This window comes from Rhodopseudomonas parapalustris, assembly GCF_053772255.1.
Map to the genome: position 1 here is coordinate 34,549 of NZ_JAMKBZ010000006.1, position 15,980 is coordinate 50,528.

The following is a 15,980-nucleotide window of genomic DNA, read 5'->3' on the forward strand; positions in this document are numbered from 1 at the left end:
CGACGAAGCAATCCAGGAGCTCAGTGCACGGAGCCGCTGGATTGCTTCGCTACGCGCGCAATGACGTTGGGTGTCTGTGCTTGAATCGCCAGCTGAGCCGAGTCGAGAGAGCGTAAGCGTCGCAGCCGATCAGTTCGACAGCGTCTCCGAACCGCGGGCGTGCGCCTTGATGATCAGCATGATGTTGCGCACATAGATGATGGTCGCCATCGCCTGACCGAGGATGATCACCGGCTCGCGTTTGGCGATGCCGTAGATCAGCGTCATCAGCCCGCCCCCCATCGAGAAGAACCAGAACGCCATCGGCACCACGCTCTTGCCGGCGCGCTCGCTGGAGATCCACTGCACCAGGAAGCGCGCGGTGAACAGGAGCTGCGCGACGAGCCCGAACGCGAGCCAGAAATCGAACTTGGCGACGAACACGTCGTACAGATAGTCGCCGAGTGCCTGGCCGTATTGAATCAGCATCAGTTTACCTCAGTGGCGACCGGCGTCGCTTTCTTGCGGCGGATCAGCCACCACACCCCGGCGAGGTCCATTAGTCCGACCCACAGCCGGTCGAAGAAGCCGTAGTTCGACTTGCCGGACAATCGTGGCCGGTCGGCGACGTCGACATAGACGATGTCGAAGCCCTCGCGTCGGACCAACGCCGGCAGGAACCGATGCAATCCGTCGAAATACGGCAGCGACAAAAACACGTCGCGCCGGAACGCCTTGAGGCCGCAGCCGGAATCGCGGGTACCGTCACGCAGGATGGCGTTGCGCACCTTGTTGGCGACGCGCGATTGCAGCCGCTTGAAGCCGGTGTCCTTGCGCCCCACCCGTTGACCGGCGGCGAGGCCGACCCGAGCCCCGCCCTGCTCCAGCGCGAAAATCAGTTCGGGGATGAAGGCCGGGTTGTTCTGGCCATCGCCATCGAGCGTCGCGACCATCGAGCCGCGCGCCGCGCGAACGCCGGTCCGCACCGCGGCAGACTGACCGCACGACGAGGCATGGCGGATCTGGCGGAGATTGGGCCGTTCGGCGCGCAACGCTGCGAGCCGCTGCGGGGTCGCATCGGTCGAGCCGTCGTCGACATAGACGATCTCGTAAATCCAGCGCCCATCCAGCGCGGCAGCGATCTCGGCGATCAGCGGGGCGACATTGTCAGCCTCGTTGCGCACCGGTACCACGATGGACACCGCAGGCGGCGGTCCGGACTGAGACAAGGTTTCAGGCATGCTTTCGGAACAATCCGGGGCCGACGGGAACTCGCGGCCGGGGCGCTGTCTGCGCGCCCGCTTCTTATGGGGCAGAGGCGCCGCGGGCAACCCTTTTGACGCGATCCCAGGACGGCCCTGGCAGCGGATCGATGGTGCCATCCTGCCGGATGGTGAACGCCAGCCGCCGCGCGGCGAACCAATACCGCACAGCCATTGCGCCGACGAGGCCTAGCAATGCGCCGGCGACGACATCGCTCGGATGGTGCGCGAGCAGCACCAGCCGGCTCACCAGAATCGCCAGCACGTAAGCGGCCATCACCGCAGTCAGACGAGGCCATAGCGCCGAAACCGCAAAGCCCAGCGCGGCTGCGGTAATCGAGTGGCCCGACGGCAGGCTGGCATAGGCCTCGTTCCAAGCAAACAGCGAGAAATTGTACGGATCGGCGGCCCCGCCGACGAACGGCCGGCCGCGACCGATCACACCTTTCAGCACTTCCCCGATCGCCACCGGCACCAGCACGGCCAGAAACAAGAATTGCACGCGGGTGCCGAACCCGACCAGGATCGCACGCGCCGCGCCGCGCAGCAGCGGCACACTCAGCGCGATCAGCAGCAGCAGGCCCGCCAGCGTCCACAACACGTAGGCGGACTTGCCGAAATCGGTGACGATCTTCACCGGCCACAGCGACGGCGTCCCCCGCGGCGGCATCAGGCCGATTTCGAAGGCATCGACGCCGAACATCAGCACCACGACCGCCAGCGACAGCCCGGCCGTCAGCCACAGCGCATGCCGCGCCCAGCGCCGCGCGGCTTCGGCGCGCCGCGAATGCGACGGCGCCCGGACCAATTGCGCCAGCGCCCGGCCGATCACCAGGACCAGTTCAACTGGGTAGATGCGCTGCAGCCGGCCGGGTTTGTCGGGCACAACCATATTACTGGGTGCCTTCGGAACGGAAGATCGCGATCGAGACCGGCTTGCCTTGCGAGAAGTTGTAACCGTCGATCCGCGCCGCAACGTTGTAGCGCAGCCCGATCGCCTCGGCGCGGCTCGCAAACGCACGCTCGCTACGCGACTCCACGATCGCGAACCGGCAGGAGCCGCCGAGCAGGAAGTCCGCGGCCCCGGAGCCGTCGGTCAACAGCGTGCTGGTGCCGGTCATGAACACAAGGCTCGGCTCGTGATAGCCCGCCGCAGCGGCCTTCGGCCCGACGCAAACAACTTTGCGCAGCTCGCGCGCAATTTCGACGCTCGGGAACACCGGGCGCAGCAGCGGCACCACGACGCCAAACACCGCCACGGCAAGAAATAGCGACGCCAAAGCCCCATTCAGCAGCGAGGCTTCGGCGCGGTTCTCGTCGAACAGCCGCCAGGCGAACAGACCGAAGATCAGCGAACCGGCCGCGAACGGCCACGCCAGGAACATCGGGTGATGAGTCAAATACACCGACCCGATCACCGCCAGCGGCAGAATGATGGCGGGGATCGCGAACCACCATGCCGAGCCACGCGCCAGCCAAGAGCGCGACAGAACCCGGCGCTCGATCGCCCCCGCCGTCATGATCGCGATCGCCGGATACAGCGGCAGCACGTAATGCGGCAGCTTGGTGATCACCAGTTCGAACACGATCCAGGATGGGATCAGCCAGGCCAAAAGATATTGCGCGCCCGGCTCCCGCCGCGCCCGCCACACCGCCGGCGCGGCCATCGCCGCAAGCGGCGCGCCCGGCCAGAACGTCGCCCAGAACAGCAGGAAGTACAGGCCGGGAGGCGCGCCGTGCGACTCCATCGGGCTTGCGATCTTGCTCAGCATGTCGCCGCCGACCGAGTCGGCAAAGAACGTGTCGCCGGCACGCAGATAGATCGCGATGAACCAGGGCAGCACCCACAGCAGCATCCAGGGAACGCCGAGCAGCGGCCGCAACCGCCACAGCCAGGCCGCCGACCGATCGAGGATCGCCAACGGGATCACCGTCAGCGCGATAAACATCAGGATCAACGGCCCCTTGAGCAGGATGCCCGCCGCCAGCGCGGTCCAGAACACCGCCGGTACGATCCACGACCGCTCCGGCCCGATGTCGCCGCGCTGCCAGCCGAGATAGGCCCGCGCCATCGCGCCCATCGCGGCGGTGACGGTGAACAGCAGGAACGCGTCGGTTTTCGCGAGCCGCGCCTCGACGCCGAGCAGAATACAGCTACACAGCATCAAGGCGGCGATGACCGCGCCGCGCCGGCCGACGAAGGCCAGCGCCGCCCAATAGGTCATCAGCACCGCGCCGATCGCGCCCGCCAGCGATGGCACCCGGTACAGCCAGATCCGGACCTGCGCCCGCGGAATGCCGAGCTTACCGGCGGTCTCGACCACGGTGGCCTGCAGCCAATAGATGCCGACCGGTTTCTTGTAGCGGACCTCGTCCTGGAAGCGGATGTCGATGAAATCGCCGGTCTCGACCATCTGCTTGGTCGCCTGTGCGAATCGCGCTTCGTCGCGATCGATCGGCGGGATGTTGAAGAACCCCGGCAGGAAAAACAGCAGACCGACCAGAACCAGAAATGCGGTGGCGCGCAGATGACTGACCGTCACGAAATCCAGCACCGCGACCAGCCCGCGGCCGGGATCGACGGTGGTTTTAGGTTCGCGCGGGGCGCCGAAACGGGGTCTGGCAGAGGTCTCGATCATCGGCTCCGCATACGCTGAAACCGATACAGCGACAACTGCTTAGCCCGGCTCTATTGAATTCTGACGACAACTGTGTCCGCGGCGCCAACCGCGTCCATCACGGTGAGCCGGACGAAACCCGGACCGGGCGGCGCGATCAGCCGTTGCCGCCGTCCGTCGATCTCGCCGACCGACAATCCGTTGACCATCACGGTCATCGGCAGCACCCCGCCGGCGACCTTGACGGGCAGCGCGCCGACCGAGGCTTCACTGACCGCATCGATCCGCGATCCGTTCAACGGGAACTGGATGCGCAGCGCCTTGTCGTCGCCGGTTCGCACCAGATCGCCCGCCGGCCGAAATCGCCGGAGCGGCAGCGGCAGCTTGGCATTACTGGCGACCAGCGTTCCCCGCGGCGCCTTCGGTAATGGCGCGCGGAGATGGCCGCTGCGGGCAAAGGCATCGAACAACACTGGAGCTGCCGCGACACGGCCGATCATGCCGGGCACCGGGGCGCCGTCGGGCCGCCCGACCCAGACCCCGATCGTCATCCGGCCATCGAACCCGACCGACCAGGCGTCGCGGTAGCCATACGAGGTGCCGGTCTTGAACGCGATCTGGTTGCGCACCGCATTTTCGGGCGGCGGAGTTCCGAGCAGAACGCTGCCGACCTGCCAGGCCGCGACTTGATCCATCAGGCGCAGAGTCTCTCGCTTGTCGTTGCTGGAACTTGCAATTTCGCGTAGCGGCAGAACGCTGCCGAGACGCGGCAGCCCGCTGTAGAGCTGCACCAGATCGATCAGCTTGATGCCGACGCCGCCGAGCCCCATCGCCAACCCCGGCGCTTCGTCCTTGGGCAGCACCAGTTCGGTGCCGGCCTGCTTCAGCCGCGACGCCAGCCGCGCCGCGCCGACGCGGTCGAGCAGTTCGATCGCCGGCACGTTGAGCGACAGCTGCAGCGCCTTGCGCACCGGCACCGTGCCCTGAAACGTCATGTCGAAGTTCTCGGGCGCATAGGCGCCGAACCGCACCGGCCGGTCGTCGATCAGGCTCTCCGGATGAACGAATCCGTCCTCGAAGGCGAGCCCGTAGATGAACGGCTTCAGCGTCGAGCCCGGCGAGCGCACCGCGCGGACCATGTCGACCTGCCCGGCCCGGCGGTCATCGAAATAGTCGGCCGAGCCGACATGGGCGAGCACCTCGCCGCTGGCATTGTCGACCGCCACCAGGCCGATCGAAATATCGGGGCCGAGCGCAGCGGCGCGGTCGCGCGCCAGCGTTTCGAGGGTGCGCTGCAGGCCGGCATCGAGGGTGAGCCGGATCAGCGGCGCGTCCTTGTCGGCCGCCACCGCCTGATCGGCAGAATGCGGCGCCAGGATCGGCATCGGCTTGCGTTGGCGCAGCACCGGCACCGCCCTCGCCTGCGCCGCGTCCTCGGCGCTGACGACGCCGTCCTCGACCATCCGCGCCAGCACGCGGTCGCGCGCTTCTCGGGCGACGTCCGGATGGCGATCGAGCCGGCGATGCTCGGGCGACTGCGGCAGCGCCACCAGCAGCGCCGATTCCGCCAGCGTCAGCCGTTTCGGCTCCTTGCCGAAATAGGCGATCGAAGCGGCACGAATGCCTTCGAGATTGCCGCCATAAGGCGCCAGCGCCAGATACAGGTCGAGAATCTGCTGCTTCGACAGCCTCTGCTCGAGTTCGACCGCCCGCACCATCTGCCGCAGCTTGGCTCCGAGCGAGCGCTGGCGCCGCGGCTCCATCAGCCGCGCGAGCTGCATGGTGATGGTCGAGCCGCCCGAGACGATCCGCCCCTGGCTAATGAGCTGCAGCGCGGCACGCCCGACCGCCAGCGGATCGACGCCGTGGTGCTGATAGAACCGCTTGTCCTCATAGGCGAACAGCAGCTTGAGGTAGCGCGGATCGACTTCGGTCGAGGCGTCCACCGGCAACTGCCAGCGCCCGTCGGCCATCGCATAGGCGCGCAATAGCTTGCCGTGGCGATCGACCACCGTCACCGAGGTCTGCCGCGCCTCGTCGAGCGGCAGCGGGCCGAGCGAGATGGCGTAGGCGATAAGCCCGCCGACCACCGCAACGACCGCAACCGCCGACACGATCGCGCCCCGCTTGAGCCACGACCATCCTCTCCGCCCGTCATGGCCGGGCTTGTCCCGGCCATCCACGTCTTTCGCCGTCGACGAGTCAGGCGTGGATGCCCGGGACGAGCCCGGGCATGACGATCGTGGTGGTGTGGGGGCCACGCTCATTTCGCCGCCCGCACCTCGATCGTGCCGGTGCCGGTGCGGCCGTAGCGCGAGGGATTGTACATGTCCTCGACCACCGCCTGCGGCAGCACGTATTTGCCGGGCGACACAGCGCGCACCACGTAGGCGACCGTGAACACCGACTTGTCGTCGGCCTTGCGGTCCATGGCGGCGGTGAAGCGGTCGTCGCGGAACTCGGTGTTCACCGGCTCGGCGCCGTCGGCGATCCAGCTCAGCGTGCCGGAATCGCCCGACGACACCAGATGCGGATTGTCGATCTCGAGCCCCGCCGGCAGATAGTCGGCGATCATGACGTGACCGTATTCCGGTTTCGGCTCGGTGATCGTCAGCACCACCGCGAAGCGGTCGTTCTGCTTCGCCTTGGTGATGTCGGCCGGCTCGCCGCCGAGCGTGAAGTAATTGCGCTCGATCTTGAAGCCATTGCTCGCGGCCGGCTCCGGCGTGATCGGCGAACCGCTCACCGTCACCACCGCCTGCACAGGATTGTCACCGGTGTTGGCGATCTTGAGCGGCTTGGCCTTCACCTCGTCGGCCTTGTAACTGCGATACAGCGCCGTCTTCACAGCATCGCCATTGAGGTCGAGCGCCATGGTCTCCTTGGCGAGCGAGCGCGCCGCCAGTACCAGCCAGGCGTTCTCCTGGGTCGAGGTATAAGGCGACAGGCCGCGCGCGGCTTCGACCCGCTGCACCGCCGTCGTCAGCGTCGGTCGCGGCGCGTTGCCTTCGCTGGCGAGCGACACCAAAGCGGCAGCGTCGCGCAGCTCTGAACCGTAGTCGACCCGGCCGAACACGATCGACGGCTTTGGATTGAGGCTGTCGGCCGCCGCCGCATACACCCGCTCGGCGCGGGTGCGGTCGCCGACCAGCGCCAACGCCGCCGCAAGCTGCGCCTTGGCGATCGGGGTCGCCAGCTTGTCCAGCTTGGTGTCGGCGAGATAGCGCAGGTCGCCGATCGGTGCGGCGCCGTTGCGGGCGAGCACGTACAGCCCGTAGGCGAGATCGCGGCCGCCGTTCTTGTCCGGCTCGTCGGCATTGACCACCGAGTTGCGGATGCGGTCGAGCGCGCTGCGGAACGCGACGTCCGGGACCACGAAACGCTTCTCGCGCGCCCGGGTCAGGAAGTCGGTGACATAGGCGTCGAGCCAGGCATCGTCGCCGCCGGTCGACCACAGCCCAAACGACCCGTTCGAGCCCTGCCGCGACAGCAGCCGGTCGATCGCGCCCTTGATGCGCTCGTCGGCGCCACCGTCCATCGCCAGATGCGCGCCGGCGGCCAGATCGTTGACGTAGAGCAGCGGCATCGCGCGGCTGGTGATCTGCTCGGTGCAACCGAACGGATAGCGGTCGAGCGCCTTGAGGATGGTGGCGGCGTCGAGCGCGGTCGACATGCTGACCGACAGCGACAGCCCGCCGGTGCCCGGCACCAGGTCCGAGAACATGTCCGAGGTCAGCGTCAGGCTTTCGCCCTTGGCGAGCGTCCGGATCGAGCGCCGCGCCAGGGTCTGATTGGCGGGACGGATGTCGAGCGCATAGTGCCGCGCCAGCGACAGGCCGTTCGGCCCCTGGATCGCGACGTCGAGCGCCGCCGTGCCGGCTCCGCCGGCGTCCAGCATCAGCTTGGCCGAGCCGCGCTGCTTGGCGGCGAGCTTCAGCGTCGTTGCCGCTTCGCCGCTCAGCTTCACCGGACCGCTGGCGCTGACCTTGATGGTGTAGTCGCCGGCAGCGCCTTCGACGTTGTCGAGATCGAACGCCATGGTGCCGCGGTCGCCGTTGCGCAGGAAGCGCGGCAGCGTCGTGGTCAGCACCACCGGATCGCGCACCGTGACATCTGTGTTGGCGCGGCCGACCTTGGTGGCGGTCCACGCCACCGCCATCACCCGCGCGGTGCCGGCGAATTCGGGGATGTCGAAGTCGATCGTCGCGGTGCCATCGGCCGCCACGGTGACGATGCCGGAATACAGCGCGAGCGGCTTCTGCGTCGGCGGGCTGCCCTGCAGCTCCGCCGCCGAGGCGTCGCCGCCGGAACGGATCTGGCCGCGGGCGCCCTGCATGCCGTCGATCAACTGGCCATAGAGGTCGCGGATCTCCGCGCTGAGCCGGCGCTGACCGAGATAGTACACATCGGGCGCCGGCGGCTTGTAGCCGGTGAGATTGAGGATGCCGACGTCGACCGCGGCGACCACGATCTTGGCGTCTTCACCGGGCGACAGCCCGCCGAGCTTGACCGGCAGCTTCAGCGTCGTCGACGGCCGCACCAAGGCCGGCGGCGACAGCTCCACCGACAGCGTCCGCGCCGCCTTGTCGATGCCGAACCATTTCAGGCCGATCGCACGGCCCGGCATCCGCTGCGCGGCGGTGTCGAGCGGCCGCCGCAGCGTCGTGACGACATAGGCGCCCGAGCCCCAATCCTTGCCGACCGCAACCTTGACCTGCGAGCTGCCCGGCCTGACCTGCAGCGACTGCGTGGTCAGCAGCCGGTCGCCCAGCACGTTGACGGTCAACAGACCCGCGGTCCGCGCGTTCACCGTCACCGTCATGGTGTCGCCGGAGGCGTATTCCGGCTTGTCGATCGAGGTCTCCAGCAGATCCGGCGTATCGGCCGAACCATCCGAATACCAGCCAACGTCGAACTGCACCGAGGTCAGCGGACCGGCCACATCGGCGGTCTTGACGTCGAGCCGGTAGCGGCCGGGCTCCGGGTTGAACTGCAGCCGTGCCGGCTCGCCGGCCTTGATCGACAGATCGCCGTCCGCGACCCGCTTGGTCGACTTCACCGGCTCGTAATCCCAGGACGAGTTCTGCCGGTACCACTGATAATGCGACTCGATCTTGAGCAGCTCGTAACGCAGACCGCTGCGCGGCAGCGAGGTGCCGTCCGGCGCGACGAACGCGACATCGAACTTGGCGACATCGCCCTCGGGAACGTTGCGGTCGGCGAACAGCGGCTTGACGCCGATCATCGCCGCCGCAGGCGCGATCGGCAGCACCAGCTTGCGCTCGACGGCGCGGCCGCCGGCTTCCGCCACCCGAACGAAGATCTGCGCTTCCTGCGGCCGGGTCGAGGACGGCGGCTTCGGCAGGCTCAGCTCGAAGGTGGCCGCACCATTGGCATCGGTCTCGGGCAGGTTCTCGAGCGGGGTGCGCTCGTTGCTGGTGGTCTCTTCGTCGGCGACGCCGAACTGATAGCCGGCATAGCCCGGCCGCCCTTCGGCCGGCGCCACCAGCAGATCGCCTTCGATCTGGAGCGCCGAGGCCGGCGCGCCATACAGGAAGCGGCCGTCGACCTTAAGTTCCACAGGAGCATCAGCTTTGACCGCCTTGTCCTTGGTCGAAATGTCGAATTCGATCCGATCGGGAACATAGTCTTCGACCATGAAGGTGGTTTCGCCGACGCTGGCTCCCTTCGGATCGGTGAACGCGCGGACCCGCCAGGTGCCGGTCGGCACCGCCGAATTGAGCGCAACATCGAGGCTGCGGCCGCCGGCGCCCTGGTCGGACAGTACGGCACGGCGGTATTCGACGCCGTCCGGCCGCTCGACCACCAGCGTCATCGGGCTGGCGGTCAGCGCCATGCCCTGGCCGTCGCGTAGCAGCGCGGTGAGATGCACCGTCTCGCCGGAGCGGTAGACGCCGCGCTCGGCATAGACGAAGGCGTCCGCCCCGGCCGGCACCGCGCGCCCGGCGACGCCGCGGTCGGACAGGTCGAAGGCGTTGGTCTTGAGGCTGAGGAAGGCGTAATCGGCCTTGTCGCGGCTCGCGGTCAGCAGCGCCGGCGACAGCCCGCCCTCGCCGCGCGCCAGCCCGGCTTCGAACAGGATGTGGCCGGAGGCGTCGGTCTTGCGGGTCGCCAGCACCTCGTTGTTGCGCGCGATCAGCCGCACCTCGGTATTGGCGAGCGGATCCGTCGAGGCCAGCGAATTGACGAAGACATGGATGCCGTCGTTGCCGGAGAACGCGGTCAGGCCGAGATCGGAGACGATGAACCACTGGGTGGCGATCTGGCCGTCATCGTCGGAATTGGGGATCGGACCTTTCGGCGCCGCGGTCATCACATAGACACCGGGCTGCAGATCGCCGAGCACCTGATCGACCGGGAACGCGGTGGTGACGTCGGCATTCAGTGCCGCGGCAGCGGTGTCGAGCTCGCCCGACCACACCTTGGCGCCACGCTCGTTGCCGAGGTCGCTGAGCTGGTAGCGGTTCAGCGTGCGCTGGAAATCGCTGTCGACCACGGTGTTGATCAGGTTGCGGTCGCCGATCCGGAACACCTGCACCGCCACGGTCGGGGTGTTGACGCTGACCAGCGGAATGCCGCGCTGGCCGGTGCGCGGCAGCACATAGGCGCGTCCGGTGAAGCGGACCAGCGGCTTGCGGTCGCGGACATAGACGTTGAACTCGGCCGACTTCGCCAGCGCCTCCTTCACGGTCGACGGCAGGCCGGCGCGCAGATTGATGTTGTAGCGCTCGCCGTGCTTCAGCCCCTCGACGCAGAGCTGCCGGTCCTCAGCGCTGATCGCCGGCTTGTCGGTGCCGGCCAGCGTCACATAGGGCGCAAAATCGGTGCGCTTGGCCAGTTCCTCGGAGAATTGGAAGCACACCCGCGGCGAGGCCGAATCGGAGTCCACGGTGTAATCGAGCAGCCGGAAGCCGTGATCGGCGCGCAGCTTCTCATATTGGCCGCGAATGTCGGCGACCTCGCGCAGTTCCAGCGAAATCCGCAAGGCGTCGAGCGCCGGCCGCCACAGGCTGCGGTCGGCCATCGCGCGGCCGAGCAGCGCCAGCGCGGCGGCCTCCTCGCCCGGGCTCTTGGCGCGCTGATAGGCGATATAGGCGGCGGTGGTGGCGCGTTCGCGCAGGAAGGTCTGTTCGGAACTGGTGGCGGCCTTGATCTGCAGCACGGTGCGAGCCAGCCGCTGCCAATTGTCGCCGTCGGACGGATCGAGCGCCGCGATCTGTCCCAGAATCTGCAGGCCGCTGCGGTAATCGCCGCGCTTGAACGCGGCGTCGGCGTCGCCGCGCAGCACCGCGGTCGGCTTGTTGGTGGCCGCCGCCTCGCTCTTGATCTGGGCTTCGAGCTTGATCGCGGCGTCCGCCAGCTCCTCGCGCTGGAACGCCTTGTCGGCCGCCTGAGCCGATGCGAGCCCGAGCGCCAATCCGGCGCAAAGCGTGAGGGCGCGAACCAGACCGATCATGCTTGAACTCCCTTGCCGCGAACGAGCGTCGCGTTAGACCCTTGCGCGTTAGACCCACGTCATGCCGTGACGAAGATGACGCCGTGATGGCTGGAGGCGAACGCAGGGGCCGCCGGTTTCGCCACCCATCCTCCGCCCCTCACCGGCCAGCGCCGCTTCAGGACTCGCATCCTCGCCCGCCCGCGCGCCGAACACAACGCGCCGCATGCGTTGGACGCCGGTTGGTGGCAAATGGTTCGGGGCGGTTGTGGCGGAGGCGGATTTTTTGTATCCGGTGGTGCTATAAAGCCCCCGACGGTCCCATAGCTCAACTGGATAGAGTAGCGGATTTCTACTCCGCGGGTTGCAGGTTCGAATCCTGCTGGGATCGCCAGTCTACGTGATCGCCAAACGACAGACTCGCTAGTCAACGGCTTTTACACTTCAAGGCGTCGTAGCAACCCTACGAGGCTTGATCTTGCGACAGCATCAGATGCCTCCGTTGCGCGATACAGTATGATCGCCGCTTCACAACAGAAGCAACGAGAGTTTCTGCAAGGCCTGCTGGTTCGTCAGAGCCAACTCTTCTATCTGCCTCGTCCGCTCAACGACCTGCTCAACGATCGCGAAAGCTGAGGCCGTAGCATCCTCCGTTTCGTCGTGGATCAGCTCGGGTGCGACTGGGCCTTGCTCGTCTTTTTGACGTTCTTCCTGTCCCATTCGGATTTCCCGCTCAAGGGACTTAACGATGGCGAGGGCAGAGATGCCTGCCATATCCAGCCACTTCTGCTTATCTTCCAACCCGCAAAACCGCTTCGGATCGCTATCACCCACAGCGAGTACCTCACGGATCAAGAGCTGACCAACCTCAGCGTTTTTTCGAACCAGGCGGAGCACAGCCTTGCTCAGCGCGGCCTCAGTAAAAGGAGCCGACTTCGCGAACTCAGCCAGCTTCTCAGCCTCCGTTTTCGGCTTACGCACCATCTCCCAATCCCCGCATCTCGAACGGTCGCGCAATCGAGTGTGGGGAAACGCTACACAAGTGGCAAGTGGATGGAGTGGCGGACCAACTACGCTTCTCCCCGACCAATGACCGGGAGACCAGCGTCGTTCGCTCACCTCGCGATTAGCCGGACAGCACATGTTACCTTCCAGCGGCGTTGGCGCATAAGCCGAAGTCAGCTCACCGGCACCCGCGGCTTGCGATGATGCCGGACGACCGGTGGCGGCGGTGCAGGTACCGGCTGCAGCGTCACCACGACCGGGTTGGGCTTGTGATCCATCGCGGCGCCGGTGGCGGCGTCGACGCCCATGCCGACCACGCCGCCGAGCAGCAGATTGCCGGCAAAGCCGGCGCCGCCGCTGCCGGAGACTTCGCGGGTCAGCGGGATGATCTGCGGCTCATAGCCCTCTTTGCTCAGGCTGACGGTGATGTCGGCGTTGCGGTTGACCTCGACGACGCACGGCGTGACGCAGGAAAACGGCGCCTCGGTGCCGGACACATCGGCCTTGGCGCCGGACGGCGTGCTCGCAATCGAAATGTTCTCCGTGGTGCCGCGCGTCACCGACGCACACCCCGACAGCAGCAACGCGGCCAGCGCCGCGCCTCCCCATGACCGCATTGCATTCCCTCAGATACCGATCCTCCCAGAGCACCGTGTTCCAGCGGGAATTCAAGCCGCTGCGGCGCGCCGAAGCCGCAACTGAGACGCAGAGACAAACCTATTTGCAGGATGTCCCCACCGCGGGTGATCGCGGCCGAGCTGCAGTCCGACTTTTACCGGCGGCCCCGCTCGCATGACGCTGCAGCGGCCCTGTGGCAGAATCGGATACCGATCTCCATCCCGGTGAGCATTCGAGATCTCGTGGACCAGTCCCAAGCCCGAGCGATTCTGCATCTGAAGGCGGAGATCGTCCGCGTCCGCTCGTTCGGTCAGTCGCAGCTCTACAAGTTCTGGGCCTTCAAGGTCGACGAGATCATCGACCCCGTGTGGACCGACGGTGCGATCACCACATCGACGGTGTGGCTGACCACCGACTATGGGCTGCTCGACGGCACCGGCTATCGCGACCGCCGCAAGTTCCGGATCGACCCCGGCGGGCGGGTGTCGCTGATCCAGGCCAGCAGCCACGACGGGAGCATCGTCGAGGGCCGCAGTGCCGGACGGCTGGCGAGCGGCGTGGCGCGGTCGGTGGCCTGGCCCGGGACCGGGCGCTGATCAGAACTGCCGGCTGCGGAGCAGATAGGCCGGGATCGCCAGCCCCGCCCCGATCGCGCCGACGATCGACAGCACCCGCACGAACGCCTGCGACGCGGCGACGATCTGCGCGGTCGAGGTGCCGGTGGTGTCGGCGGCGACCGCCATATAGCCGAGCATCGCCTGGCCGAAGAATGCGCCCGGCACCATCGGAATGCAGCCGGCGAGCGCAACCGCGTTGCAGGCCGGGCCAAGCCAGCGCAGCGCCAGGATCGCGGTGAACGAGGTAACGAATGCCGCCGCGAAGGTCGCGGCCTCCAGGCTGCCGCCGGTCTGCTGCACCACGGTCCGCACCGCCAGCGCCAGCGCCCCTGCGACCGCACACCAGGCGAGCGTGCGCCAGCCGAAATTGAACAGCACGCCGAACCCGGCCGCAGCGAGCGCGCCGAACGCCGCCTGATGCGCCAGATGCGGCAGCATCGCAATCCAGCTCGCGGTCATGTGTGGATCCTCAACACGAACTCGGCCAGCCACAGCCCGGTGACCGCGAACACCATGATCATGATCACGGTGACGGCGCGGGCGCTGCCCATGGTCGGATAGCCGTCCATCACGTCGGTCTGCGCGTTGGTCGACGGCACGCCCGGCACCAGCAGCAGGATCGACGCCATCATGGCGAGCTCGGTGGTCGAGCTGCCGATCAGCCGCGCGCCGAGCCCGCCGAGCGCCGCCGAGATGCAGCCGACGATGGCCGCGACCACGAAGACGTTGAAGCGGCGGCCGAGCAGCAGGTGACGAACGCCCTGCCCGATGCTCGCCGCTGCCAGCACCGGACCGAACGACAGCCAGTCCGAGCCGAGCAGCCGGCCGAACGCCGCGCAGGCGGCGCCGGTGGCGACCGCCACCAGCCACGGCGGGTGCCGCGGCGTGTCCTTCTGCAGCCGCTTCAGCTCGGCCTCGATCGCATCCGGCGTCATGTCGCCTTGCGAGGCGCGCTTGAGCAGGTCGCGCACCGCAAAGTCGAGCCGGTGGTTCACGCCATGCGGGCCGATCTGCATCATGCGGGTGATGCTGTGATGGCCGCGGGCCAGCGTGATCTCGAACGAGGCGTAGCCGGAGCGCATCCCCAGCACCTCGACGCCGAGCCCCTCCGCCACCATCCGGGCGCCTTCATGCACCACCCGCACCGAGGCACCGCTCTGCGCCAGCACCGCGCCAGCCTGCAGCGCGACGTGCGAGATCCGCGCCAGCGAGTACGGATGGATCGGTTCGAGGTCGGCGGGATCGGGCTGAATCATCGTCATGGCGGATCGCTTTATAGATCGAACGTGGGCAAAAGCGGGATCGCTCCACTGCACGCATGCAACGTATACCACGCCGCAACTAATCGCGGTCGCATGTTACCATTTGCGCGGTATCAGTGCCGAGTTAACAGCGTTGGCGTTGAATGCTTCCAATTCCGCAATGCAGGTCTATGCTCGACGCGGCCTCGGCTGCCGCCAAATTCGAAGAATGGGGTTGAAGATGAAGTTCTCGACATTGATCATCGCCTGCATCGCAGTTGCCGCAGTTGTATTCGGCGCGCGCCAATTCAATTCCGAGTCCGCCCCCACCGCGGAGGCGCCTGAACAGACCGCTGTGAGCGTCGCAGCCGTGCCGGTGAGTCCGATCAAGACGGTGACATCGTCATCGTGCTCGTCCGATGGCTGCCCGGTGTCCTGCGGCGAAGACGAGACGCCGTTGTCAGCGTTCTGCGTCAGCGGCACCAAGGCCCGTTTCGCCGATAACCTCAAGCTCGCGGGCGGCAAGCTGACCGCGACCTGTGGCATGGGCGCCAACAGCGTGCTGATGTATTGCGGCCGTCCCTGAGCGCCGCGTCGATGGCCCGGCTCGCGCCGGGCCATCGCATCGCCGGCTTCACTTGAGGCCGAGCAATTCCACCTCGAAGATCAGGGTCGCATTCGGCGGGATCACGCCGCCTGCGCCACGCGCGCCGTAGCCGAGCTCCGGCGGAATGATCAGCGTGCGCTTGCCGCCGACCTTCATGGTCGAGACGCCCTCGTCCCAGCCCTTGATCACCCGGCCCATGCCGATCGGGAATTCGAACGGCTCGTTGCGGTCGACCGAGGAGTCGAACTTGCGGGTCTTGGCGCCGTTCTCGTACAACCAGCCGGTGTAGTGCATCACGCAGATCTGGCCGCGCGCCGGCGACGCGCCGGTGCCGACCTGGGTGTCCACGATCTGGAGACCCGACGGAGTGGTGACGGATTTGGCGGATTCGGACATGGCGGGGGTGCTCGACATCAGGGCCGCGGCGGGAGACAGCGCAGCAACGGCCAAAGCCAGCACAGCGCCGGCGGGAAAAGCGAAACGCATCGGATTGTCCTTCGGGAAGATCGACGTCGGTCGCGGTGAGCCACGGTTGTAGCCGCTCGGCGCCGATCTCACAACCGAGGCAGCAACGACA

The 15,980-nt window shown here is 67.1% G+C and carries 13 protein-coding genes and 1 tRNA gene; 3 read left to right on the forward strand and 11 right to left on the reverse strand.

Annotation, left to right across the window (positions count from 1 at the left end; translation table 11 throughout):
- Window positions 1-129 precede the first annotated feature (129 nt).
- From M9H71_RS07550 to M9H71_RS07575, 6 genes are all read right to left on the reverse strand, one after another.
- The gene (locus M9H71_RS07550; RefSeq protein WP_455404438.1) at window positions 130-468 is read right to left on the reverse strand and encodes a lipid-A-disaccharide synthase N-terminal domain-containing protein; all 339 of its coding nucleotides are present in this window, start codon (window positions 466-468) and stop codon (window positions 130-132) included.
- Window positions 468-1,220: a glycosyltransferase family 2 protein gene (locus M9H71_RS07555; protein WP_455404439.1), complete on the reverse strand. Its 753-nt coding sequence runs from the start codon at window positions 1,218-1,220 to the stop codon at window positions 468-470. Before M9H71_RS07555 ends, M9H71_RS07550 begins: the two co-directional genes overlap by 1 nt.
- A gap of 64 nt (window positions 1,221-1,284) precedes the next feature.
- Entirely contained in the window at window positions 1,285-2,133 is an 849-nt protein-coding gene (locus M9H71_RS07560) for a phosphatase PAP2 family protein (protein ID WP_455404440.1), read from the reverse strand.
- 1 nt (window position 2,134) lies between these two features.
- Window positions 2,135-3,880, reverse strand: coding sequence for an ArnT family glycosyltransferase (locus M9H71_RS07565; protein ID WP_455404441.1), 1,746 nt, complete (start codon window positions 3,878-3,880; stop codon window positions 2,135-2,137).
- 50 nt (window positions 3,881-3,930) lie between these two features.
- The gene (gene pbpC, locus M9H71_RS07570) at window positions 3,931-6,126 is read right to left on the reverse strand and encodes a penicillin-binding protein 1C (RefSeq protein ID WP_455404442.1); all 2,196 of its coding nucleotides are present in this window, start codon (window positions 6,124-6,126) and stop codon (window positions 3,931-3,933) included.
- Window positions 6,123-11,336, reverse strand: a complete 5,214-nt coding sequence (locus tag M9H71_RS07575) for an alpha-2-macroglobulin family protein (protein WP_455404443.1) — start codon at window positions 11,334-11,336, stop codon at window positions 6,123-6,125. The genes pbpC and M9H71_RS07575 overlap by 4 nt, the downstream gene beginning before the upstream one ends.
- A 296-nt stretch (window positions 11,337-11,632) precedes the next feature.
- Between M9H71_RS07575 and M9H71_RS07580 the strand changes: the two genes are divergently transcribed.
- Window positions 11,633-11,709, forward strand: a tRNA-Arg gene (locus M9H71_RS07580).
- A gap of 134 nt (window positions 11,710-11,843) precedes the next feature.
- Here M9H71_RS07580 and M9H71_RS07585 read toward each other — a convergent pair.
- A complete protein-coding gene (locus M9H71_RS07585) occupies window positions 11,844-12,299 on the reverse strand; it encodes a hypothetical protein (protein WP_455404444.1) in 456 nt (151 codons plus the stop codon).
- Window positions 12,300-12,493: 194 nt separating this feature from the next.
- A complete protein-coding gene (locus tag M9H71_RS07590; protein ID WP_455404445.1) occupies window positions 12,494-12,937 on the reverse strand; it encodes a translation initiation factor 2 in 444 nt (147 codons plus the stop codon).
- Between the two features lie 243 nt (window positions 12,938-13,180).
- Between M9H71_RS07590 and M9H71_RS07595 the strand changes: the two genes are divergently transcribed.
- Window positions 13,181-13,534 carry a hypothetical protein gene (locus M9H71_RS07595; RefSeq protein ID WP_455404446.1) on the forward strand — a complete coding sequence of 118 codons (354 nt, stop codon included), beginning with the start codon at window positions 13,181-13,183 and terminating at the stop codon, window positions 13,532-13,534.
- On the opposite strand, the gene M9H71_RS07600 is transcribed toward M9H71_RS07595, so the two are convergent.
- Window positions 13,535-14,014, reverse strand: a complete 480-nt coding sequence (locus M9H71_RS07600; protein ID WP_455404447.1) for a threonine/serine exporter family protein — start codon at window positions 14,012-14,014, stop codon at window positions 13,535-13,537. It lies immediately after the preceding gene.
- Entirely contained in the window at window positions 14,011-14,817 is an 807-nt protein-coding gene (locus tag M9H71_RS07605; protein WP_455404448.1) for a threonine/serine exporter family protein, read from the reverse strand. The genes M9H71_RS07600 and M9H71_RS07605 overlap by 4 nt, the downstream gene beginning before the upstream one ends.
- Before the next feature lie 133 nt (window positions 14,818-14,950).
- Between M9H71_RS07605 and M9H71_RS07610 the strand changes: the two genes are divergently transcribed.
- Window positions 14,951-15,382: a hypothetical protein gene (locus M9H71_RS07610; RefSeq protein ID WP_455404449.1), complete on the forward strand. Its 432-nt coding sequence runs from the start codon at window positions 14,951-14,953 to the stop codon at window positions 15,380-15,382.
- Between the two features lie 48 nt (window positions 15,383-15,430).
- Here M9H71_RS07610 and M9H71_RS07615 read toward each other — a convergent pair whose 3' ends face one another.
- Complete coding sequence (locus tag M9H71_RS07615) at window positions 15,431-15,889, reverse strand: FKBP-type peptidyl-prolyl cis-trans isomerase (RefSeq protein ID WP_455404450.1); 459 nt, start codon at window positions 15,887-15,889, stop codon at window positions 15,431-15,433.
- Window positions 15,890-15,980 lie beyond the last annotated feature (91 nt).